A 21,291-nucleotide genomic window follows, 5' to 3' on the forward strand; every position below is an offset into this window, starting at 1 on the left:
CGTGAGTTGTCCTGCGAGCGCTCCCGGCAAACCGTCTCGCAACGGTTGAGTGGGCTGGCAAGTTAGAAAAGGTTCTTGTTTGACGCTTGGCGGGTATGTCTTTGTTTCACCGCGCGCATGGCGGCGGAAGAAGTGTTTGCTTGATCACGATGTGCTTAGAGTGTGTTTTCATATGCGAATGCGGGATTGGTCAGTTCAACCACCATTCCCCCGCTGAAAGGCGCTGATTTCTTTGCTGTTTGCACAGGAAATGCCACTTCGGATAAAGACGGTGAAATGCGACATTGCGAGGTGTTTTGTGCTTGCGGGAAAAGTCCGGTGCGACAAAGCTGTCGTCTGCATTTATTATCTCAATTATTAGTGGTTATTGGAGACGACAAAATTGGCATGACTCATGACATGATGGCCTGAAGAGTGCACATAGAGTCCTTGCAGTGCCAGGCCACAACTGAGGGAAAGAAGAGAGAGTTCAACTCAATGGCGAAGGTGGAGGGATATGGGAGGGGGAAATCTTGGAACCACCTCTGCCTGTCCCCTGATACGTGATGGTCGAACGTCTTCCTTGACGCCAAGTGGCGCCAAGGAAGACGCGGAACCCCACAGTCGGGCAATGATCAAAAGCTGTACGGCAGAGACTGCTTGTTCGCGCCCATGTCATTCAGACAGCATTTGTTCCACAAGCGAATTGAGGCTCTGGGCCTGTGAGAGAAGCATGTCGACGGAGGTCGAGCAATGCTCCATCGCTTCCGATGTCGCATTCGAAATGTGGCTCACTTCCTCCAAGGCCCTGTTGATCTGTTCGCTTGTGGCCGACTGCTGTTCCGACGCGGTGGCGATGGTTCGCACCTGGTCCGAGGTCAGGTCAATGAGCTGAACGATTTCAGAGAGCGAGGCGCCAGACCGCGTCGCCAGAGTCGTGACTGATTCGACGATCTCCACGGCGCGCGCCGCATTGCCGATGTTCTTCGTAGTTCCGCTCTGGATGCCGGCAATGGCGTCGCCAACCTGTTTGGTGGCCGTCATGGTCTTCTCCGCCAGCTTACGGACTTCATCAGCCACGACGGCGAACCCCCTGCCGGCTTCCCCGGCCCGGGCAGCCTCGATGGCCGCGTTCAAGGCCAGCAGGTTTGTCTGGTCCGCTATGTCGGTGATGACATTGAGCACGTTCCCGATCCCCTGTGCCTGGGTGCCGAGCATGCTCATATCCATGCGTAATTCCTGGGCTTGTTTCTGGAGATCCCCGATTTCGCGAATGACTTGCCCGACCTCGCGAGCTCCCTCCTGGGCTTTGGCCTTGGCCGAATGAGCCGTTTCCGAAGCATGGGAGGCATTCTGGGCCACCTCGAGAACCGAAGCGGTCATCTCCTCCATGGCCGAGGCGGTTTCGCCGGTCCGGGCCGCCTGATGCTCGGCGCCTTTGCTGGATTGGTCTATGCGGCTTATGAGGTCTTCCGTGGCAACGGACAGCCTTTCAGCAATTTGCTGGACGGAGTTGGCGGCCAGGAGAACTCCCTCGCGCTTGGCGGATTCCGATTTGGCATGCGCCTCGGCCGCGGAGGCCAGGGCGCTGGTGGCGCGTGAAGCCTCTTCCGCGGCTTCGCTGGTTTTTTCTTGTGCCTCGCGAATTTTGGATTTCAGGTTGCCGCTCATCTGCAACATGGCCTTGTAAACCCCGCTGGCTGCGCTTCCCGAATCTCCGGCTACATCCAGATCCCCCATGGCTATGCGCTGCGCCACGTCCGCAAGCACCTTCGGTTCTTCTCCCAGCTGCTTTTTGAGCGTCCTGGCGAAGAGAAGTCCCATTCCGAGCCCGAGGCAGACACAGACGGCGATGGCCGCGAAAGCCGTCTGCTTGATTTTCCCGGTGGTGGCGTCGATGATTTCGATCTGCCTGGCCGCGTTTGCTTTGTTGATCTGGCTGAGCGTTTCGAGGCATTGCTCCACGGCCTGGAGCTTCTTGTTGGCTTCGCCGGTGGACAATGCCGTGGCCTTGGTGTCCCACCTGGAGAGGGCCAGCCGGACCACCTCGATGTTCACCCGCTTCCATGCGTCAGCGGCATCGACCATTTTTTGGAAAGCCGTCTGGCCTTCCTCGGTCCAGAAGTATCCTTTCGCCTGTTCCAGGTCAGCGGCGAAGCGGGCCATCTCCTCCTTGTGGCGTTTCTCGTGTTTGGCCAGGTCCGAGTCTTCCACCGTAACGAGGATGTCTTTTTCAACCATGGCAATACTGAAGAGTTCAATGTGGAGGCGGCCTATGTAGTATGTTCCAGGAAGCTCCAGGTTTGAAAGCTTGTCGGTTTGTTCTTTAACGGTAGCAAGTCCGAATATGCTGTATATCCCCACAATTGCGGTAAATGAAGAAAGCACAAGTACGAGTAGGATAATTTTTGTACTCGTTCTTACAGTTGTAGGAAGGAGAAACATCATTGTAGTGCGCTCCTGAGCATATACGTTATTTACAGATTACAGCAACGATTTGCTTATGAGAGCTCTGCCGTTTTTCGTGATACTATACTGGATAACGAGTTCCTCGTCCTCCCCTCGGTTGACTGATACGACTTTTACAACTCCAACGGTCTTTAAAGTCTGGAGATGGTTTTCAACAGATTCAATGCTCAATTGCTTTTCGGCGCCGTAATCATGTTTGAGATGGTCGTGGATCTCCTTGGCGTTTTTGCCTTTGGAGTCGAGCAGGGACTTAACGATCATGAATTTGAGCGGTGGCTTGAATCCGAACATGAATGCCGGTCCTTGGCTATGCGCCGTTACGCAGGTTGGTCATTTCCTTGATGTTGCCGACGACCAGGATCATGCCGGTGGTGATGGTCACTGCGCCCACGGTGAGGGCCAGGGTGATGGTCGTATCGGAGAACAGGGCGCTGAAAAGGATGCCCCAGAGCGCGTAGGTCACATTGAGGGCCATTGCCCGGCTCACCCCGGTCATGTTCATGGACCGGTACCAAAGCATGTACGAAGCAGCGCCAAGTCCGCCAGCGCCCAGGAGGATGAGCGACGAGGGAGCTGCCAGGGCATCTTCGAGTACCAGCCAGCCCCCGAGGAGCGGGAGGATGATAAGCATGTAGGCCACGCCAGACACCAGCTGGCGGATGTTCAAGGCCACGGCCGGGTCCAGCAGGTCCATGCCGCTGGTGGACAAAACGCCTTCAGTGCCCCAGCCGAACGTGGCTACTATGGCCATGGCAATGCCGATGTAGAAATCGTTTCCCGGGGAGGCGTCAGGCGGCGAATAGCCAATGATGATGGCTCCGGCGACGCAGAGCGCCAGTCCCAGCCAGGCCCTCAGGCTTATGCGCTCATTGAGGAACACCATTGCCAAGGCCGAAGCGACCGCCGGGTACAGCGAGGTGATGGGCAGGACGTACGCGGGGCCGGCAAGCTTGATCCCGATGATGTATCCGCCCATGCCGAGCGGGCCTCCGAACAGCGCGGCCAAGCAGATCTTGATCCCCGGCCGGGTGAAGAGGCTGCGCCCGATTTCGCGGATTCGTCCAGTGGAGACGTTGAACAGTAAAAGCCAACAGCTTGCCAGAATGTCGTGCATGGCTGCGGCGGTGAGCGGCGCCAGCAGCCAGAGGGCGGAATTCGCGAAAGGCCCGTGTTTGAGCCCCTGGTCGAGCACGACGCTATTTAAGCCCCACAGCATGCCGGAGAGGAGCCCCCAGATGAGGCCAAGTTTGGCGAAATCAAGGTCGCGTTGAACCAATGCCGCCGCTGGAGACCGGCCGGTGAATTCAGGCACCGAGTATCCTCCCGGATGTGAAATTTTCTTAAACATTGCACAGGGAGTGCCACGTATGCAGCATCACAGCAGAAAGGGGCGCAGTGCGTTGTACGAATGGAAATGGAAGTCCTGGTCGCGACGAAATTGTCGTTGCGTATTTTAATTTCAAGCATTACCAGGCTTTGGCAGCGACAGATTTGACACCATCTATGACAGGAAGACCCCGGGAATCCACATTATGAGCACATACGGTCCGAATCAGTTTGCCCCGGAACAAGACAGCGCAATCACCGCAGTCGCGGATGGTGACGATATTCGCAGGCAATTGCATCGAAGCGAGAGGAAACTGACGCGATTGTTGAACAATCTTCCGGGCATGGCCTATTGTTGCCGGATCGGCGAAGAGTTTTCCTACGTTCTTGAATTTGTCAGCCGGGGGAGCATCGATCTGCTGGGGTTCACGCCCGAAGAGCTGATCACCCAAAAGGTGAACACCATAGAGCGCATGATGCACCCTGAGGATGTCGAGCGGGTCCGCAAGGAGGAGCGCGAAGCCATCCTTCAGGGCAGGCCGTATAAGCTCATGTACCGCGTCACCGCTGCCAATGGCGAGACGAAATGGCTCTGGGACCAGGGTGAACCGGTCTTCGAGGAGAGCGGCCTACCCGTACTGCTCGAAGGTATCATCATGGACGTAAGCGTCCAGAAGATGCGCGAAATCACCTTGCAGGAGGAAAACGAGCGGCTGCGCTCTTCGGTGAACGGGGGGTGCGGGCTTGGGGAACTCGTGGGAATGAGCCTGTCCATGCAGCAGGTCTACAAGCTCATTCTGAAGGCTGCCCAAAGCGACACCAACGTGGTGATTTTCGGGGAAACCGGCACCGGCAAGGATCTGGTCGCGCGGACCATTCACGAGATGAGCGGGCGCAAGGGCAAGTACGTGCCCGTCAACTGCGGGGCCATCCCGGAGCAGCTGCTCGAAAGCGAATTCTTTGGGCATAAGAAAGGCGCGTTCTCAGGGGCGTACGACAATCGCCAGGGGTATCTGGCGGCGGCGGACGGGGGGACGCTCTTTCTGGACGAACTCGGGGAGCTCAACCTGAACCTACAGGTCAAGTTGCTGCGCGCCATCGAAACCAAACAGTACGTGCCCGTGGGCGACACGGTCCCCAGGCGCTCCGATTTCAGGATCATCACCGCCACGCACAAGGATATCAAGGAGATGGTCCGTGAAAAAACCATGCGGGCCGACTTCTTCTACAGAATCCACGTCTTAAGCATCCACATCCCAGCGCTTCGCGAGAGGCCCGAAGATATCCCCTTGCTCATCGACAAGTTCCTTGCCCGCTGCGAGGAGCGCGGCCAGAAGACGGTGAGCATGTCGGCGGCCGTTCGCATGGCCATGATGAAGTACGACTGGCCCGGCAACATCCGCGAGCTCCACAATGTGCTCGACCGCTACGTCACTTTTGGGGAAGTCAACTTTTCGGATGTGCGGCTGTGCAACCAGCTCTTGCCGGGTTGCGAGGTGGACATTGAGCTGCGCGATACGGAAACGCTCAACGACGCGGTGGAACGGCTGGAGAAGGCCATGATACAAAGAACCCTCGAGCAGTGCCGCTGGCACAAGGGGGAAACCGCGCGTGTTCTGGGGCTCAACCTGAGGACCCTGCAGCGCAAGGTGAAGCAATACGGAATCTGAGGTTTTTCTCAGGGATTTGCCGGTCAGTACTTTTTGCGCGACGCGATGTTGCCTCCGAACACGGTGAAGGTGTTCTCCACCACGAAAATGGCATCGGGGTCGATGTCGTAGACGATGTCCTCGATGGTCTTGATGTGGAAGTTGTGGGCGATGGAGTAGAGCATGTCGATCTCTTTGCCGGAATAGATGCCGCGGCCACGGATAACCGTTCCGGACAGCGGGGTCTCGTCAGCCAGCCTGCGGGAGATTTCCTCGGTCTTTGCCGAGATGATCCACACGGATTTACGCTGGTTGAAAAGCGAGAGAATGTACTCCGTGACCACCGAACAGATGCATTGCAGCACGATTGAAGACACCACAAGATCCGGTTCGATGCGCGTGGCGGCAGCCAGCATGAGCAGCACGTTCACCACGAAGTAGAAAAGGCCAAATCGTATCCCATAGCGCTGGTTCAGCATCACGGCCAGCACGTCCAGCCCCCCCCCAGCCCCGCTTGAGCGAAGGATGACGCCGCAGCCGGCCCCCATCAGGGCTCCTGACGCGATGGCCGCATGCAGGCGGTCATGAATGGCAAAATCCACCTGGAGAGCGGAGGTGAGCCAGGCGACCACGGCCATGCAAAAGAGGTTCAGCAGGAAAAAACGCCTGCTGACGCCATGCAGAGCCAGGATGAAGATGGGAACGTTGAACAAGGCGTAAAGGGAGGCCACGGAAAACATGCCCGTACCCTGCTGTATGAGAACCGCAAGTCCGTAGAGCCCCCCCGGGATGAACTCGTGCTGCCTAGCGATGCCGTTGTAGCCGAGGACATAGAGGAAGCTTCCGGCGCAGAGGAGCCAGAGGTTCCAGGGCAGGGAATTGGTGATGTGTTTCAGTCCAATGTGTTGTTTCATGGTCTTCGTTCTTGCAGCTCTGGGTCTGTCACTGGCAACGGAGAATGGGCATGTGCCTGTAACACATGCCCATCCAGCGTGTGCGGGAGGAGGTGGTGATCCCGCGTTGAGGGTTATGAGGGGTGTGGGATCTATGCGCAGTCGTGCTTGTCCCAGGGTTCGCGGCTGTCGCGCTGCAATGCCGCTTCCATCCTGGTCAAAGCCTCCTTGAGCTTCAAAAATTCGTTCAGCTTCAGGTTGGTTTCCTTGAGCACCTGGTACAGAACCGCCCCGGTGGTATCGTCGGGCAGGGGCAGGTCGGCTATGTAGGCAGCGGTGGGGACGATGTCCTCGACCTTGGCGGCGCGGTCGATGGAAGCGGTCTTGGAGTTGGTGCCAAGGCCGTAGAACATCAGGGTGTTGGCCGCGGCCAGCACCACCAGGGTGCGGCGGTCGGCAGCGGCGAGAATCTTGCCCATGATGTCTTCAAGAGCGGCAGCGTCCAGGTCGCCGGCAGCCACATAGGCGAAAGCGGTGTCCCCTTCGAACGTGGCGGCCAGTGCGTCCGCGGTGGTCTTGACTCCTCCGGGAACCTTGGCCGCGAAGGCGGCGGCGTCACCAGCGGTATAGTTCGTAACAACCACGGCTTTTTTCTGGAATTTCTTCCAGGAAGCACCGTCGCCATCGGTATTCACTTTTCCGGCTACAAGCAGGATTACTTTCTTCTCAGCCATGACTCGTCTCCTTATTCGCTCCGGGAAAACCAATGCCCTGGAGCCCGGTTTAATTTCTTTCGTGTGGGTTCATGCATCGTCGACAGGCAGCGGACCGCATGGTCCTGCCCGGCGCACGGTCCTAGTTGCCCTTCACCAGATTCGGATCTTCCAGTATCTGGTAGATCGGTCCGCCCTCGGCGTCGGCCGGGATGGGATTGCCGGTGGCGTAGCAGATGGTCGGTACGATGTCGGCCAGCCAGCGGGGGCGCTCGTAGCGGTAGTTACGCTTGATGTTGGGGCCCTTGAAGATGAGCACGTTTTTAAGCTCTCCGCAGCCGGACTCGCCGGTGGGCAGGCCGTAGCCGTGCTCGGCCATGTATTCGGGCTTGAGCACGAAGACCACGTCTCCGGCCTGGGCGCCGCCCATTCCGAAGACCTTGGCGTCCTCCTTGCGGATGGCCATGAGCACCGGCCGCTCGCCGGTCTCGGGGTGTTTGTAGTCAAGCAATGCGTCGATGATCTGGTTGCGCACGGTCTCGTATTCCTCGGGGAGCACGATGCCGCCGGGATACTTGTCCTTCATGTTTACGTACACGAACATGTAGCGCTGGGGCACGGCCTTGGATTTCGTTACGTCCAGGGTGTAGTTGAACCCTTCCGACTCCTCGTAGATTTCCCAGTAGTTCTCGGAGGTCTTGGGCTCGTAGTGGCACAGCCCGGCCTGCTTCAGCGCCTCAGCGGTGTTGAATATGGGGCCCAACGGAGTGGCTCCGTGGTCGGAGCAGAGGCATACCAGAGCCTCGTCGCCGAAGGCCTCCATCATCTTGCCAAGCAGACGGTCCTCGATCTGGTAGATCTTGCGCTCCATGTCGTAGGCGCGCTGGCGGATGACCGGGTCGGAGCTTTCCATCTCGGAGAGCCAGCCATGGTAGAACCAGTCGATGAGGTGGGTGTGCATGTAGAAAAGGTCCCAGTCGGAATGGGCCTTGAGCACCGAAGTGGCCGCTTCGATAAGCCACTGCGAATGGAACTCGGCGACTTCGACCACGGTGTCCATGTCGATGACGCCGTGAATGAAGGCGACCAGGCCGATGTCGTTGCAGATGACATGCTCGGCAAGGTTGATGTGGTCGCGCGCTTCCGGCGGAGAGATGAACCCGTTGAACCCGGAAATGCCGGTGACGTAGAGCTTGAAGGATTCAGCATCGTCGGAAAGCTCGAGCAGCTTGCATCTGAAGGTGCCGTCTTCAGTCCGTTTGTCTTCCTTGATGGTGAAGGGGTGGCGCACCACGTCGCTCCATTCACCCTTGCGGATCACGAAAAATGCCTTGGAGAAATCCTTCTCAGGGCAAAGCGCGAAGACATCGTATCCGTCGTCGTCGCTCTCCCAGGTCAATCCGTACCACACCTGGTTTTCAAGCGGGTCCATGGACTCCTTGAAGGTCATGTGCATGACTGCTTCCAGGGGTTCTTCCGCGCCCTCCGGGAGGTTCGCCCATCCCTTGGCATCGTCGAAACGGACCTGAAGTCCCATTGGGTAGAAGTCGGTGGAGACGACGCTTTCAGATGCGAGGAATTCCTTGTGGGCGTTGCCAAGCATCTCCCAGCGCGATTCGGCCGGGGACAGTCCCTGACCCATGATCATGACGCCGTTCTGCATCTTGTTGGGCCAGGACATGGGGTAGTTCACGACAATGCTTTTCTTCCCCACCTTGTCCCACGCGTCCCAGATGGTTTCCGCGGTGAGGATTTCAGCGCCGAAGGCCTGGCAAGTCTTCTTGTGCTCGAGGCTTTCGCCTTCAAGGTAGTAGTAATAGTCTTCGACACCATGGGTTCTTGGGTATGCTCCGGTGCATATTGTTGCCCAGGATGGAGGAGTTACAGTAGGCAGATTGTATCCTTCCGACATGTAGCTTCCACTCTCGATGAATTTTTTGAAATTCGGAAGTGCACCTTCTGCAACGAGAGCTTCCAGACGTTTCGGAATGCAGCAGTCGAATCCAACAAGTGCGGCTTTCTTTGCCAATTTAGCCATTATGCGATCCTTGTCGTATGAATATTTATGTTCGATGTAACCTTGTTTGCCGTGCTCATCGCGACTTGCTTGCGCCTGATGAATTCACGGAAAACTCATATCCAAACACTCGACAGATCAACTGTGCAGAAGTCTTTGCCGAACTTCACGGCTTCCCCTTGAGCATTTTCCATTCCAAAAGTTTCGGATGCCTGGATTTGAGCCTCATCGGGGGAGGCTTTTAGAATCGCGCGAAATCAATAAATGGATGGTTTGTCTTGTCATGCGTCAAGAATGTCGCCGGGGGTGAGGAGCGCCATGTATATGTGAGTAATTACTTGTTTTTTCTGGAACGACGAGACGAGCTCGATTCGCGACAATCATGTCGCGGGTTTCATGAAAAACAATGTATATGAGGCGTAAGCACAGGAGTTGGGTGTTTGGGGCATGCTTGCCGCGGATGTGCGCGGTGTTATGGCGCCCCCGACGCATGTGTTCCAGGTGACACTTTGTATCGGTTGCGCGAAGTCGCGCCGATCTAACGAGCTATAATAACGTAGTATTTGTTGCGTGGATGGTATTAAGTATACTTTCTCGGTCTGGATTGGTGTAGTGTTGAAGCCAAACGCGAGTTAAAAAAATCACAAAATTCATGAATGCCTGCTCAGGCAAGTAGTCAGGCTGTCTCTCCCGCCTGAATGCTGAAATATCTTGCGGGAGGGTGGCATACCGCTTGCACAATTGGGCGCTAAAGCCAGTGGATTCTTGGTAATATGGTCCCGGAGCTTTTGAATGAAAGTTATACGTATGTGCAGAGGTCTTGAACAAATTGTTGCCGAACAATTGTTAAGAAAAATTACTGACAGGTAGAAGGCGAATAACTTTAGATAGTCAGGAGTATTTAATGTCCGAGACCATTACTCTTACTTTCGACAGAAGCAGCGACAGCAACTGGAAAATCCATACTGGATCAGCTGCTATGCCGGTGATCGACTATAATAGCTCAAATCTTACGCAGGAAGAAAAGGCGAATGAGCACATGGGGGGCAGGCTCATGGTGGCTGGGGCCATAGCTTGCTACACGAACTCTTTGTGGAACGACATAAAGAGAGCTGCTGGAAAGCCTGTCAGCATGTCTGCCTCGGCAACGGTTACAAAAGAAAAGACTGATTCCATGCGGACGGCCTTCACCCACATCGAGCTTTCTGTTGAACTCAGTGCCAATGAGTTGGATGATGCTGCCTTCGAGAGGATCCGTGACGCGCTGTATAGAGGTTCATTGGTCACGTATTCCATGGAAGAAGGCGTTGAGTTTGACTACGATATCAATCTTGTCAAGTAGTGATGCAGGAGAAGCAGAATGTTATTTATCCTGAATTCTCTTGACCATTCGAAGCTGGAAGAAATTGGTGTCCTGGGTGGGAGTGAAGATAAAAGCATCCTATTGTACGGAGATGCGGTGTATTACGCGGCTCCAAGCATGGTAGGAAAATTGGCTCACCTGGAGCCAGAAGAGATGTTCGCCTGCCAGGACGCGCTTTCCGCAAGGAACATTTCTCCAGATAGTAGCGTTGAAGCAATCGATTACGAGAGAATAGCAGAGATGATCGTTGAAGATCATGATCGTGTTGTATCTCTGTAGGGGAATGTGATGAGTAAGACAGTGACCATGATTCTACGTTCCGGAAGCACGGAAAACGATGATGCCATATTCTGCATTAATCTCGCGGAGGCCATTCTGAAACGTGGCGATGGAGTGAATATTTTTCTCTACGGAAACGGATGCAACCTTGGCAGCAAGCCCGTTCCATATGATGGAAGATCTCCGATATCTGATGCGCTTCGTGAGCACATGGACGGCTTTGTGTTGTCCGATAAGATTGAGGCACTTGCCGCAAAAGGGGCCAAGATTGCCACGTGCCATACCACAGAGTACAGCCGTGGAATTGAAGGGTGCGCCTACCTGGACGGAGTTGAATGGGGAGACGTGGGAAATACGTTCAACCGTTACTTGCTGAGCACGGATGTGCTTCTGTCGATTGGCCGCTAGGAGGGCGTGATGTTGCATTCAATGAATGTTGTGGTGCGTAAGGCCCCTGGAGAAGAGGCCGCCGTGCTCGGATTGAGGGCCGCCTGGGCGGTGATGTCCAGCGGCGGCCTTGATACGCAGTTGGTCTACATGAACGACGGTGTGTTCAACCTTCTTGGTGTCCCCGGCTATATTGGCGACCTTCTCGGCCGCTTCATTGAAGAAGGCGGCGAAGTCAGCGTGCTTCGCGACAGCATGGTGGAATTTGGACTTACAGAGAAGGACTTCATTGAAGGGGTGAAGGTCGTTGACAAGGAAGATGTAGCGGACATGGTACAGGATGCGGACGCAACCGCTACCTTTTAGGCTGTCATGGATGACACGCGAAAACGGTTCATGAGGTAATACTAGTGTCCGAATGCATACAAAGAAAGACTAAAATACAGGTCAAAAACTTCACCAAGAAGTTCGGTGACTTGCTTGTTCTTGATAATATTAACTTTGACATCAAAGAGGGTGAGCTGGTTAGTATTGTCGGTCCGACTGGATGCGGGAAGACAACCTTCTTAAACTGCATGTCGAAGCTTTCCGAAACAACTGATGGCAATATCTTCATCGATGGTGAAGTAGCAAATCCGCGCAAGCACAACCTTGCATTCGTCTTCCAGGAGCCAACCGCCCTTCCGTGGCGAACAGTGTCCGAGAACGTCGCCTATGGGATGGAGATAAAGAAGTTCCCGAATAAGGAACTTCAGGAAAGGCTCGATCATATCCTGGAGCTCGTGGGTCTTAAGGACACGGCCGACCTTTATCCCAACCAGGTGTCCGCCAGCATGATGCAGCGCATCGCCGTGGCCAGGGCTTTCGCCGTGAACCCGGACCTGCTTCTGATGGACGAACCGTACGGACAGTTGGACGTCAAGCTCCGCTTCTTCCTCGAGGACGAACTGGTGAAGCTCTGGCAGACTCTCAAGAGCACGGTTCTTTTCGTGACCCACAACATTGAGGAAGCTGTCTACGTCGCGGAGCGCATCATTGTGCTCACGCCCAAGCCCACCAAGGTCAGGGCTGAGGTCGTGGTGGATCTTCCACGGCCGAGGAACTTCCTGGACCCCAAGTTCATCGAGATTCGCCGGCAGGTCACGGAACTTATCCGATGGTGGTAAAGCCTGTGAATATCATGAGAAAGGAGAAGCGTTAATGGCCTTTGAAACGGTCAAGTTCCGAAAGCCTCTCTTGCTCCGAATACTCCCCGTACTGAGCATCGTCTTGTTCTTCACAGTATGGGAGGTGTCGGTGGCTCCGCCGGGCGTGAACGACTGGCGAATACCGACAACGTTGTTGGCAAGCCCTTCGACCACCCTTACGCTCGCCATTGATAAACTGACAAATGTGAATCCCGACGGCGCAACGCTGCTCACCCATGCCTGGGTGAGCATGCAAGAGGCGTTCATCGGTTATGTCCTCGCCCTTCTCGTTGGCCTGCCGCTCGGACTGATGATGGGATGGTTCTCCGTGGTCCGGGGCATAGCGCGCCCGATTTTCGAATTGGTACGCCCCATCCCCCCGATTGCCTGGATCCCCCTCACGATCTTCTGGTTCGGGATTGGTCTTGGCGGCAAGGTGTTCATTATCTGGATCTCGGGAATCGTTCCGTGCGTCATCAACGCCTTCATGGGCGTTCGCATGACCAACCCGGTACACATCCAAATGGCCAGAACCTTCGGCGCTTCGGACTGGAAGATATTCACCAGCATCTGCGTGCCGTCGGCTCTGCCCATGGTGTTCGGAGCTCTGCAGATCGCCCTGGCGTATTGCTGGGTCACCCTGGTTGGCGCTGAGCTCTTGGCCTCTGACCAGGGGCTGGGATTCCTCATCACCATGGGGCGAAACCTCGGGCGCACGGATATCGTTATCCTGGGGATGGTCAGTGTCGGATTGGCCGGCGCGTTCATCGGCGTGATCATAGACAGAGTCGAAGCGAAACTTCTCGCCGGCATCAGGAGATAGAACATGTCCAGCACCTCCCAGAATGTCTGCAACGAAGTCATTATCTCGAACGGGGACAAGAAGCCGTTCAGCATCGTCGCGTTTCTGCGCAACGAGTATTTCCTCAACGTGATGTCCCTGTTGGCTTTCTTTGGAATCTGGCACTTGGCCGCTTCGAGCAATGTGCTCGGGCATTCAAGCGCCTTGGCCACTCCCATGGATGTTGTCAACAAGCTCAATGATCTGTTCACCACCACATTGGCCGGACTGACCATGTGGGGGCACATCTGGGCCAGCTTAAAGCGCGTCCTTATTGGGTTCATCCTGGCGGCCCTGCTGGGCGTTCCCCTGGGCCTCATTATGGCCCTGAACCCTTACGTGAACGCCATTGTGAAGCCAATCATAGACATCTTCAAACCCATGCCTCCCCTGGCCTGGATTTCCGTGGCCATCCTGTGGTTCGGCGTCCAGGAGACACCGAAGATATTCATCATCATCATCGGCTCCTTCATCCCGGCGCTCTTAAACGCCTACAACAGCGTCCTGCTCATCGATCCCGAACTCTACGACGTGGTCCGGATCATGGGCGGAAAACGGTGGGACGAGATCCGCCTCGTATGCATACCGGCGTCAATGCCGGCCATCTCCGCGGGACTGCAGATCGCCATGTCCAGCGCCTGGGGATGCGTGCTCGCGGCTGAGCTGGTGAGTTCCAAATCGGGACTCGGCTACATCATCATCCAGGGCATGAAAGTGTCGGATCCGGCCATGGTCATAGGCGGCATGGTGGTCATCGCCATCATCGCCTGGATCATCTCACAGACACTCGAATGGATCGACCGCAAGCTCTGCCCCTGGAGACGTGACATCTCCTCCGTCTAAGGGGATGCAAAGTCACATCGAGAACACTCTACAATCATGAAGGACGTCACTGTGAATACTCATGATGCAAAAGCACCAGTCAAGATTTCATGCAAGAACTTGACTATGACGTTCATACAGAAGGGAACGCACATCGTTCCAGTCTTTAAAGACGTATCTGTCGATGTGTATGATCAGGAGCTGCTTGTCATACTTGGGCCTGGACAGTGTGGGAAAACGACTCTTCTGAGAATTATCGCCGGCCTGGAAACTCCCACAGAGGGTTCAGTCTATTTGGACGGAGCCAAGGTAACAGGGGCAGGCCCTGACAGAGGGCTCGTTTTCCAGAGCTACATGCTTTTCCCCTGGCAAACCGTTGAAAAGAACGTTGCCGTGGGGCTGGAAATGAACGGCCATACTGCGGATGAAGTGAAGGAAAAGGTCGCACACTACATCAAGCTCGTTGGTCTGGGCGGCTTTGAGAAGTTCTATCCCCACCAGCTCTCCGGTGGCATGAAGCAGAGGGTCGGAATCGCCAGGGCGTTCTCCACGAGCCCCAAGGTCATGCTCATGGACGAACCCTTCGGGCAGCTCGACGCCCAAACCCGGATATTCATGGAAAAGGAAACCGAGCGCATCTGGCTGCAAGAGAAGCGGACCATGGTTTTCGTCACCAACAACATTGATGAAGCTCTCATCTTAGGCGACCGGATCGTCACCATGGAAGGGAAACTGCCCGGCAGGGTCAAGTCTTCCTACGAGGTGAACCTGCCCCGGCCAAGGGATCCGATGGACATCGAATTCCTCAGGCTGCGCCAGACCATAACCGACGAGCAAGAGCTGACGTTGTAGCAACCTGTGCCGAGTGATCCGCTTGGAAGCGGGCTAATCTAAACCCATTCGAGGGAGGCCTTTATGAAGAAGATGTTGGTGTTCGCGATGGCGTTTATGTTCGTACTCTCGCTAGCTGCAGGCGCGATGGCGCAGAAGCCTTTGGTCAAGGTACCCACATGCTGGATGGATTCCTCCGAAGCCTTCAACATCTGGTATGCCAAGAAGAAGGGCTGGGACAAGGAAGAAGGGCTTGATATCGAGATGATTTCCTTCGGCAGCGGCCCGGCCCAGATGGAAGCCCTTCCCGCCAAACAGTGGGTTCTGGGCGGCACTGGCGTTGGCGGTACGCTCATCGGCGGCATGCGCTACAACATCTACCTGGTCGGCGGCGCCAATGCCGAAGACGACGTGAACGCTTTCTACGTCCGCAAGGACAGCCCGATCCTTAAGAAGAAGGGCTACAACCCCGAATACCCCGATGTTTATGGTACGCCTGAGACGGTCAAGGGAAGCACCATTCTGCTGACCTCCCAGACCACCGTGCACTACATCATCGGCAAGTGGCTCGAGATCCTTGGCCTCAAGGAGAGCGACGTCAAGATCACCAACATGGAAATGCCTTCCATCGTGGCCGCCTTTGAAAAGGGCATCGGCGACGTGGCTTCCGTGTGGGCGCCCGTCACCTTCCAGGCCGAATCCCGTGGCTGGGTGAAGGCCGGTTCCACCGGTACCACCAAAGCCTACACCGCCACCGTCCTGGTCGGCGACAAGGAGTGGTGCGACAAGAACCCCGAAACCGCCGCCAAGTTCCTGCGCGTGTACTACCGCGTCTCCCAGCTCCTGAAGGCCCAGGGTTCCTCCCCTGAGATGGTCAAGTCCTATCAGGACTTCATGAACGACTTCTGCGGCACCAAGATGAGCGCCGATGATGCCAAGAAGGACCTGGACGTGCATCCTCGCTGGACCCTGGCCGAAGCGACCAAGTTGAACGACGCCGCCAAGGGCGAGGCTGAGATGACCCGCTGGCAGAACCAAGCCGCCGAGTTCTTCACCCGCATGGGGCGCTTCTCTCCTGCCGAGCTTGAGAAGTTCAAGAAGGCCGGGATCGTCACCGACAAGTTCCTGAAGATCGCAGGGCAGCAGCCCCTCCCGCAATAACTGCGCGGAGTGTGTCTATATGGTGTGTTGTAACCATCTAACGGCATTTGAGGAGGAGGAATTATGAGGTTAATTGGCCATCTGGTCTTGGCCGCAGCAATGTTTCTCGGCTGCCTGGCATCAGCCGAAGCTGCGACTGAAGTCAAAATGACCGGCGACGTTCGCGTCCATGCGAACTTCTGGTCAAAGATGCAGTACACTGGCTGGAACTACAACGGTTCACAAACCGCTGACGCGATGACCATTTACGAGCGTTTTCGCGTCCGCACGGACTTCATCGCCAACGAAAGCCTGAAGTTCCGCCTTGGTATCAAGATCGGCGATGTGCCCTGGGGTTCCGGTACCTTCACCGTGGACAACCCGGCCGTATCCATTCAGGTGTACCAGGCCTTCATGCAGTTCAAATGGCCTGGCTCTGATGTCGAATTCACCGTGGGCATGCAGGACATGGACCTGCCCCTGTCGGCCGATTGGCTTGATGCGAACCCCGTGCTCGGCGGCTGCCGCGCTGCGGCGGCCATCGTGAAAGTCCCGGTGGTTGACCAGTTCAAGATCATCGCCGGATTCACCCGGTTGGTCGATTCCAACAAGGATTTCGATCCCACCACCACCCAGAAGTCCGACGAATTCGACGGCTACTTCATGGCGCTGCCCATCACCCTTGAAGGCTTCAAGGCCACCCCGTGGGGCATGATCTCCGTGGCTGGCCGCGACACCGCCTACAACAAAGTGTGGGTTGGCAACGGCGGCTACTCCAACGAGACCCTGGCCAACAACCTGTTGGCGGCCGGCTCGATGGGTACGTCCACCTCGTTCAAGAACAATCAGAACGTCTACTGGTGGGTCGGCTCGACCTTCGCGGTGACCGCGCTTGATCCCTTCAAGTTCTACGCGGACATCATGTACGGTTCCGGCAACGACAACGACCGCTCGCGCAACAAGCGCGCCGGTCTCTTCTTCGATGTGGCGGCCGAGTACACCGGGTTTGACATGGTCACTCCCCAGCTGACCTTCTGGTACTCCACTGGTGAGGACAGCTCCATCTCCAACGGCTCTGAGCGCATGCCCGTGGTCGTCAACTACTGGAGCCCGAGCAACTCGTTCCTGTTCGACGGCGACCAGGCTTTCGCCAACGGATTCACCAACATCAACGCTGTCGGCTCCTGGGGTTTTGTCGCCGCTTTGGACAAGATCTCCTTCGTGCAGGACCTCACCCACCGTTTGACCTTCAGCTACGCCCGCGGCACCAACAGCCCCGCTGGCCTGCGCAAGGCCAACGCCCTGCAGGGAACCGGCAACTACGTGCAGATCGGACGTGACCTGACTGACAAAGAGTCCGTGTTGGCCGTCAACCTGGACACCAAGTACAACATCTACCAGAACTTGGCAGCCATCGTGGAGACCGGTTGGTCCCACGGCGATTTCCAGACCTCCGTCTGGGGTCATCGCATGGCGAATGCCACCCGTGGCGGCGACGTCTGGAAGGTGGCCTTCGGTCTGCAGTATAAGTTCTAGTTCCGCTGTCTGATCCTGAGTATAGTGTGGTGGGCCGGAGCATGTGCTCCGGCCCTTTTTCAATGTGTGCTCCTCTCTTTTGTTAAGGATGCAATGTCGAACGTCCTCGCGCTTTGTTTTGGGTCTCGAGCGAGGGTGTATCACAGACACTGCCCCGTTTGCCTCGATGGCATCGACTATGGTTTGCGGATGATATTCTTCATCTGCAATGATAAAATCGGCACTCTGACCATCCATCGGTGGCATTGCTTGAATGGAGTCTGACTAGTGACCGCCAGTAAGTATAAAACGAGTCGGACAACCTAATGAATCTGAAGTAGCATGGACCCTGGTTGAGGACCCACCTCGTGGCTCACCAAACTTCTGCCACTGCAGTCCCCATTGCTCCCTCTTCGAGTTTATGCCATCGAACAATAGGGCTAAAGAACACGTTGTGCACTACGCAGTAGCGGGCCTCGTCCCCTCCTAGCTCTCCCCAAAGGTGGAGCTCGACGGTCTCGCATTGATGCCATGTAGAGCAAGCCTATCGATCTGGTGGGAAGTCTTAAGAAGGGTTAAGTGTTTGTGGTTCTTGAGAATCTAGGTGCGCCACAGTTGGAACAGCGTAATTCTAGGAAGTTCTTTCTGGACCTTCTGGACCATTGCGGACCATCAATTTCAATGGTCCAATATTGTATTTATCTTATATTATTTACTTTTAATTATACTTTTACCCTATAGGACCATTAATGGAGATAAAGGTCCTAAAAAATGAGCACACCTTTATTATGGGCGTTTAGGTCGTTTCATGGTCCAATGGGGTGAATGGTCCGCACCCTTTAGGATCCAGAATTCTCCCCTCTGAGCTCCACATCCGTGTTGAGCGGCAATAATAAGTATTTGTAGTTACTCATATTCTTTGTTCTCTGGGCGCTATTCGATGCATGGATTAAAGAGTGCCTGTGATGGGATTGACTTCACGTTTTTGTTATCGTTCTTAAGCCACTATTCGGATTAGACATCCTATATGGACGTTGCGCCGGCCGTTTTATGCACAGACGCTTCTGCGCGGTCGATTATGAACTCCTCGATATAATACTTGTAGCTTTGGTACTTGTCCATGGTTTCGGTGATGACCTTGGTCGGAGCGGAATTCAATTTTTACCCTCACACCATTTAGACTCACTACTATTCCTGATTCATCTGCCGTGAACAGATTCGATATCTAAAAATGCCTCAAACCCATGAGGCGCGTCGGAGCTCTTCCATTTTTCCATGAGATATTTTCCACGAAAATCCGCGACCGCCCGAGGTGTATGTGAACCCTGTTTAATAGGGCTCCGGAAGGACCCGCGTTTATTCGGGAAGCAGCAAGCTCAAATCGCGACTGTTCGTGACCATTGGTTGGTTTATCCAAAGGGAAGGGGGGTAGGGGGCGGAAGGCAGGTGACCCCAAGGCTGAGCGGATGCGGCCGCAGCTATCGTCTGTTCATAAGGTCCAGGTTGACCACATAGACCCACAAGGATAAGGCTGCGGCCGCACCTTACACATGCTGACCAGATGGAATCTGGCGACGGTCCGTCGTCAATTGTGGGGTAGGAGTGGGGTAAAAGGCTAGACTCGAGTAATCGAGGTGGATCAAGTGAACAGGGGTGATGGGAAAAAGTCAAGGATGGCGGAAGCGTATAGGGGTCGAACCTACCGAAGGGGATGAGCCTTCCACTGGATTTGAAGTCCAGGCGCCACACCGGTGACGATACGCTTCCGGCCGAACGGCCCTTGTAACCTTAACACTCCATGAATTCAACTCCGGGCGCATGGACAGGGTTGTCCCGAAGTGTTACCTAAATCGCTGTGGGAAACACCCACGGAGGAATTGACTTGAATAATTTCACTAAGAATTTGGGCATCTGGGCGGTCATCTGCGTAGTCATGATCGTCCTGTTCAATCTTCTCAATCAGCAGCCCGCCCAGTCTTCGAAGCTCGCCTATTCCGAGTTCATCAAGAAGGCCACTTCGGGCCAGATCGAAGCCGTAAAGATTCAGGGGCACCGCATCGACGGCGTCACCACGGACAACCAGCGCTTCATCACCTACACGCCCAACGACCCCACCATGGTCAAGACGCTTCTGGACAACAAGGTCCAGGTCCGCGCCGAGCCCGAGGAGGAGTCGCCCTGGTACGTGTCCATCTTCGTCTCCTGGTTCCCCATGCTTCTGCTCATCGGCGTGTGGATATTCTTCATGCGCCAGATGCAGGGCGGCGGCGGCAAGGCCATGTCTTTCGGCCGTTCCCGCGCGCGCCTCATTAACCAGGACACCCAGCGCGTCACCTTCCAGGACGTCGCGGGCGTGGACGAGGCCAAGGAAGAGCTCTCGGAGATCGTGCAGTTTCTTTCCGACCCCAAAAAGTTCACCCGCCTGGGCGGGCGCATCCCCAAGGGCGTGCTCCTGGTGGGCGGCCCCGGCACCGGCAAGACCCTTCTGGCCAGGGCCGTGGCCGGTGAGGCTGGCGTGCCGTTCTTCTCCATCTCCGGCTCCGACTTCGTGGAGATGTTCGTGGGCGTGGGCGCGGCCCGCGTTCGCGACCTGTTCGTGCAGGGCAAGAAGAACGCCCCGTGCCTCATCTTCATCGACGAAATCGACGCCGTCGGCCGCCAGCGCGGCGCGGGCCTGGGCGGCGGCCACGACGAGCGCGAGCAGACCTTGAACCAGCTTCTGGTGGAAATGGACGGCTTCGAATCAAACGAGGGCGTCATTCTCATCGCCGCCACCAACCGCCCCGACGTTCTCGACCCGGCCCTTCTGCGTCCTGGTCGTTTCGACCGCCAGGTGGTGGTGCCCACCCCGGACGTACGCGGCCGCAAGCATATTCTTGAAGTCCACACCCGCCGCACCCCGTTGGACGGCTCAGTGAATCTGGACATCCTGGCCAAGGGCACTCCGGGCTTTTCCGGAGCCGATCTTGAGAACCTGGTGAACGAGGCAGCGTTGTCCGCAGCCAAGCTCAATCGTGACCGGGTGATCATGGCCGACTTCGAGATGGCCAAGGACAAGGTGCTTATGGGCAAGGAGCGCCGCAGCCTCATCATCTCCGACGAGGAGAAACGCACCACCGCCTACCACGAGGCCGGACACGCCCTGGTGGCCAAGCTCATCAAGGGCTCCGACCCTGTGCACAAGGTATCCATCATCCCGCGCGGACGCGCCCTGGGCGTCACCATGCAGCTGCCCGAGGACGACCGGCACACCTATTCCAAGGTTTTTTTGACCGACTCCATCGTCATGCTCATGGGCGGACGCGTGGCCGAAGAGCTGGTGCTGAACCAGCTGACCACCGGCGCGGGCAACGACATCGAGCGCGCCACGGGCGTGGCCCGCAAGATGGTCTGCAAGTGGGGCATGAGCGAGAAGCTCGGGCCGCTCTCCTACGGCGAGAAGGACGAGGAGATCTTTTTGGGCCGCGACATGGTGGCGCACAAGAACTTCAGCGAGGACACCTCCCGCATGATCGACGCCGAGGTGCGCTCCATCGTGGAAGGCTGCCACGCCACGGCCAAGCAGCTTCTCTCGGACAACATCGAGGTTCTTCACCTCATTGCAAAGGCCCTGCTGGAGCGCGAGACCATAAGCGGCGCGGACATCGACCTCATCATGAAGGGCGAGGAACTTCCTCCGGTCGATATCATGGCGGACGCGCCCAAGGCTCCGGAATCCAAGCCTGAGGAGGCCAAGGCCAGCCCTGAGGCCGAAAGCAGCTCTTCTTCCGCTTCCGGTGAAGCCCAGGCCAAAGAGGAACCGGCCGCTTCCGGCGGGAATGAAGAAACCGCGACCGCTTCCGGCGAAGCTTCCCCCAAAGAGGGCAAAAGCTCCTGATCT

At 56.2% G+C, this 21,291-nt stretch carries 18 protein-coding genes and 1 tRNA gene; 12 read left to right on the top strand and 7 right to left on the bottom strand.

The annotated features are described in order from the left end of the window. Positions 1-654: 654 nt before the first annotated feature. Genes HY795_15170 through HY795_15180 form a run of 3 tightly spaced genes read right to left on the bottom strand, consistent with a single transcriptional unit; the run spans position 655 to position 3,796 of the window. Entirely contained in the window at positions 655-2,427 is a 1,773-nt protein-coding gene (locus tag HY795_15170) for a methyl-accepting chemotaxis protein (GenBank protein MBI4806566.1), read from the bottom strand. A 36-nt stretch (positions 2,428-2,463) separates the two neighbouring features. After that, positions 2,464-2,739: a hypothetical protein gene (locus HY795_15175; GenBank protein MBI4806567.1), complete on the bottom strand. Its 276-nt coding sequence runs from the start codon at positions 2,737-2,739 to the stop codon at positions 2,464-2,466. Between the two features lie 16 nt (positions 2,740-2,755). After that, a complete protein-coding gene (locus HY795_15180; GenBank protein MBI4806568.1) occupies positions 2,756-3,796 on the bottom strand; it encodes a DMT family transporter in 1,041 nt (346 codons plus the stop codon). Positions 3,797-3,980: 184 nt separating this feature from the next. Between HY795_15180 and HY795_15185 the strand changes: the two genes are divergently transcribed. Then, positions 3,981-5,444, top strand: coding sequence for a sigma 54-interacting transcriptional regulator (locus HY795_15185; protein ID MBI4806569.1), 1,464 nt, complete (start codon positions 3,981-3,983; stop codon positions 5,442-5,444). Between the two features lie 23 nt (positions 5,445-5,467). On the opposite strand, the gene HY795_15190 is transcribed toward HY795_15185, so the two are convergent. The 3 genes from HY795_15190 to HY795_15200 all read right to left on the bottom strand — a co-directional run bounded on the left by HY795_15190 (position 5,468) and on the right by HY795_15200 (position 9,067). After that, the gene (locus HY795_15190) at positions 5,468-6,337 is read right to left on the bottom strand and encodes a YitT family protein (GenBank protein MBI4806570.1); all 870 of its coding nucleotides are present in this window, start codon (positions 6,335-6,337) and stop codon (positions 5,468-5,470) included. Positions 6,338-6,468: 131 nt separating this feature from the next. Continuing rightward, complete coding sequence (locus tag HY795_15195; GenBank protein ID MBI4806571.1) at positions 6,469-7,050, bottom strand: hypothetical protein; 582 nt, start codon at positions 7,048-7,050, stop codon at positions 6,469-6,471. Between the two features lie 121 nt (positions 7,051-7,171). Then, complete coding sequence (locus tag HY795_15200; protein ID MBI4806572.1) at positions 7,172-9,067, bottom strand: alkaline phosphatase family protein; 1,896 nt, start codon at positions 9,065-9,067, stop codon at positions 7,172-7,174. Between the two features lie 883 nt (positions 9,068-9,950). Between HY795_15200 and HY795_15205 the strand changes: the two genes are divergently transcribed. The 10 genes from HY795_15205 (at position 9,951) to HY795_15250 (ending at position 17,432) form a co-directional block, all read left to right on the top strand. Further along, on the top strand, positions 9,951-10,388 hold the full coding sequence (locus HY795_15205) for an OsmC family protein (GenBank protein ID MBI4806573.1): 438 nt from the start codon (positions 9,951-9,953) through the stop codon (positions 10,386-10,388). Positions 10,389-10,406: 18 nt separating this feature from the next. After that, on the top strand, positions 10,407-10,688 hold the full coding sequence (locus HY795_15210; GenBank protein ID MBI4806574.1) for a hypothetical protein: 282 nt from the start codon (positions 10,407-10,409) through the stop codon (positions 10,686-10,688). 9 nt (positions 10,689-10,697) lie between these two features. Next, on the top strand, positions 10,698-11,096 hold the full coding sequence (locus HY795_15215) for a DsrE family protein (protein ID MBI4806575.1): 399 nt from the start codon (positions 10,698-10,700) through the stop codon (positions 11,094-11,096). 9 nt (positions 11,097-11,105) lie between these two features. Continuing rightward, positions 11,106-11,441, top strand: a complete 336-nt coding sequence (locus HY795_15220; protein ID MBI4806576.1) for a DsrE family protein — start codon at positions 11,106-11,108, stop codon at positions 11,439-11,441. A gap of 44 nt (positions 11,442-11,485) precedes the next feature. Beyond that, entirely contained in the window at positions 11,486-12,241 is a 756-nt protein-coding gene (locus HY795_15225) for an ABC transporter ATP-binding protein (GenBank protein MBI4806577.1), read from the top strand. 34 nt (positions 12,242-12,275) lie between these two features. Beyond that, on the top strand, positions 12,276-13,085 hold the full coding sequence (locus tag HY795_15230; protein ID MBI4806578.1) for an ABC transporter permease: 810 nt from the start codon (positions 12,276-12,278) through the stop codon (positions 13,083-13,085). Between the two features lie 3 nt (positions 13,086-13,088). Next, complete coding sequence (locus HY795_15235; protein MBI4806579.1) at positions 13,089-13,946, top strand: ABC transporter permease; 858 nt, start codon at positions 13,089-13,091, stop codon at positions 13,944-13,946. Between the two features lie 36 nt (positions 13,947-13,982). Further along, positions 13,983-14,777, top strand: a complete 795-nt coding sequence (locus tag HY795_15240; protein ID MBI4806580.1) for an ABC transporter ATP-binding protein — start codon at positions 13,983-13,985, stop codon at positions 14,775-14,777. Between the two features lie 63 nt (positions 14,778-14,840). Further along, positions 14,841-15,917 carry an ABC transporter substrate-binding protein gene (locus HY795_15245; protein MBI4806581.1) on the top strand — a complete coding sequence of 359 codons (1,077 nt, stop codon included), beginning with the start codon at positions 14,841-14,843 and terminating at the stop codon, positions 15,915-15,917. Positions 15,918-15,980: 63 nt separating this feature from the next. Next, positions 15,981-17,432 carry an outer membrane homotrimeric porin gene (locus HY795_15250; protein ID MBI4806582.1) on the top strand — a complete coding sequence of 484 codons (1,452 nt, stop codon included), beginning with the start codon at positions 15,981-15,983 and terminating at the stop codon, positions 17,430-17,432. Between the two features lie 1,653 nt (positions 17,433-19,085). Here HY795_15250 and HY795_15255 read toward each other — a convergent pair. Next, positions 19,086-19,178 (bottom strand) — tRNA-Sec (locus HY795_15255). Between the two features lie 115 nt (positions 19,179-19,293). On the opposite strand from HY795_15255, the gene HY795_15260 reads away from it, so the two are divergent. Further along, complete coding sequence (locus tag HY795_15260; protein ID MBI4806583.1) at positions 19,294-21,288, top strand: ATP-dependent metallopeptidase FtsH/Yme1/Tma family protein; 1,995 nt, start codon at positions 19,294-19,296, stop codon at positions 21,286-21,288. Positions 21,289-21,291: the final 3 nt, after the last annotated feature.

The organism is Desulfovibrio sp., assembly GCA_016208105.1.
In the GTDB taxonomy this organism is placed as follows: Bacteria; Desulfobacterota; Desulfovibrionia; order Desulfovibrionales; family Desulfovibrionaceae; genus Fundidesulfovibrio.

What these genes read in the sequence shown, in the direction of transcription:
- HY795_15170 (MBI4806566.1), bottom strand. Translation starts at nt 2,427, where the DNA reads ATGATGTTTCTCCTTCCTACAACTGTAAGAACGAGTACAAAAATTATC.
- HY795_15175 (MBI4806567.1), bottom strand. Translation starts at nt 2,739, where the DNA reads ATGTTCGGATTCAAGCCACCGCTCAAATTCATGATCGTTAAGTCCCTG.
- HY795_15180 (MBI4806568.1), bottom strand. Translation starts at nt 3,796, where the DNA reads ATGTTTAAGAAAATTTCACATCCGGGAGGATACTCGGTGCCTGAATTC.
- HY795_15185 (MBI4806569.1), top strand. Translation starts at nt 3,981, where the DNA reads ATGAGCACATACGGTCCGAATCAGTTTGCCCCGGAACAAGACAGCGCA.
- HY795_15190 (MBI4806570.1), bottom strand. Translation starts at nt 6,337, where the DNA reads ATGAAACAACACATTGGACTGAAACACATCACCAATTCCCTGCCCTGG.
- HY795_15195 (MBI4806571.1), bottom strand. Translation starts at nt 7,050, where the DNA reads ATGGCTGAGAAGAAAGTAATCCTGCTTGTAGCCGGAAAAGTGAATACC.
- HY795_15200 (MBI4806572.1), bottom strand. Translation starts at nt 9,067, where the DNA reads ATGGCTAAATTGGCAAAGAAAGCCGCACTTGTTGGATTCGACTGCTGC.
- HY795_15205 (MBI4806573.1), top strand. Translation starts at nt 9,951, where the DNA reads ATGTCCGAGACCATTACTCTTACTTTCGACAGAAGCAGCGACAGCAAC.
- HY795_15210 (MBI4806574.1), top strand. Translation starts at nt 10,407, where the DNA reads ATGTTATTTATCCTGAATTCTCTTGACCATTCGAAGCTGGAAGAAATT.
- HY795_15215 (MBI4806575.1), top strand. Translation starts at nt 10,698, where the DNA reads ATGAGTAAGACAGTGACCATGATTCTACGTTCCGGAAGCACGGAAAAC.
- HY795_15220 (MBI4806576.1), top strand. Translation starts at nt 11,106, where the DNA reads ATGTTGCATTCAATGAATGTTGTGGTGCGTAAGGCCCCTGGAGAAGAG.
- HY795_15230 (MBI4806578.1), top strand. Translation starts at nt 12,276, where the DNA reads ATGGCCTTTGAAACGGTCAAGTTCCGAAAGCCTCTCTTGCTCCGAATA.
- HY795_15235 (MBI4806579.1), top strand. Translation starts at nt 13,089, where the DNA reads ATGTCCAGCACCTCCCAGAATGTCTGCAACGAAGTCATTATCTCGAAC.
- HY795_15240 (MBI4806580.1), top strand. Translation starts at nt 13,983, where the DNA reads ATGAAGGACGTCACTGTGAATACTCATGATGCAAAAGCACCAGTCAAG.
- HY795_15245 (MBI4806581.1), top strand. Translation starts at nt 14,841, where the DNA reads ATGAAGAAGATGTTGGTGTTCGCGATGGCGTTTATGTTCGTACTCTCG.
- HY795_15250 (MBI4806582.1), top strand. Translation starts at nt 15,981, where the DNA reads ATGAGGTTAATTGGCCATCTGGTCTTGGCCGCAGCAATGTTTCTCGGC.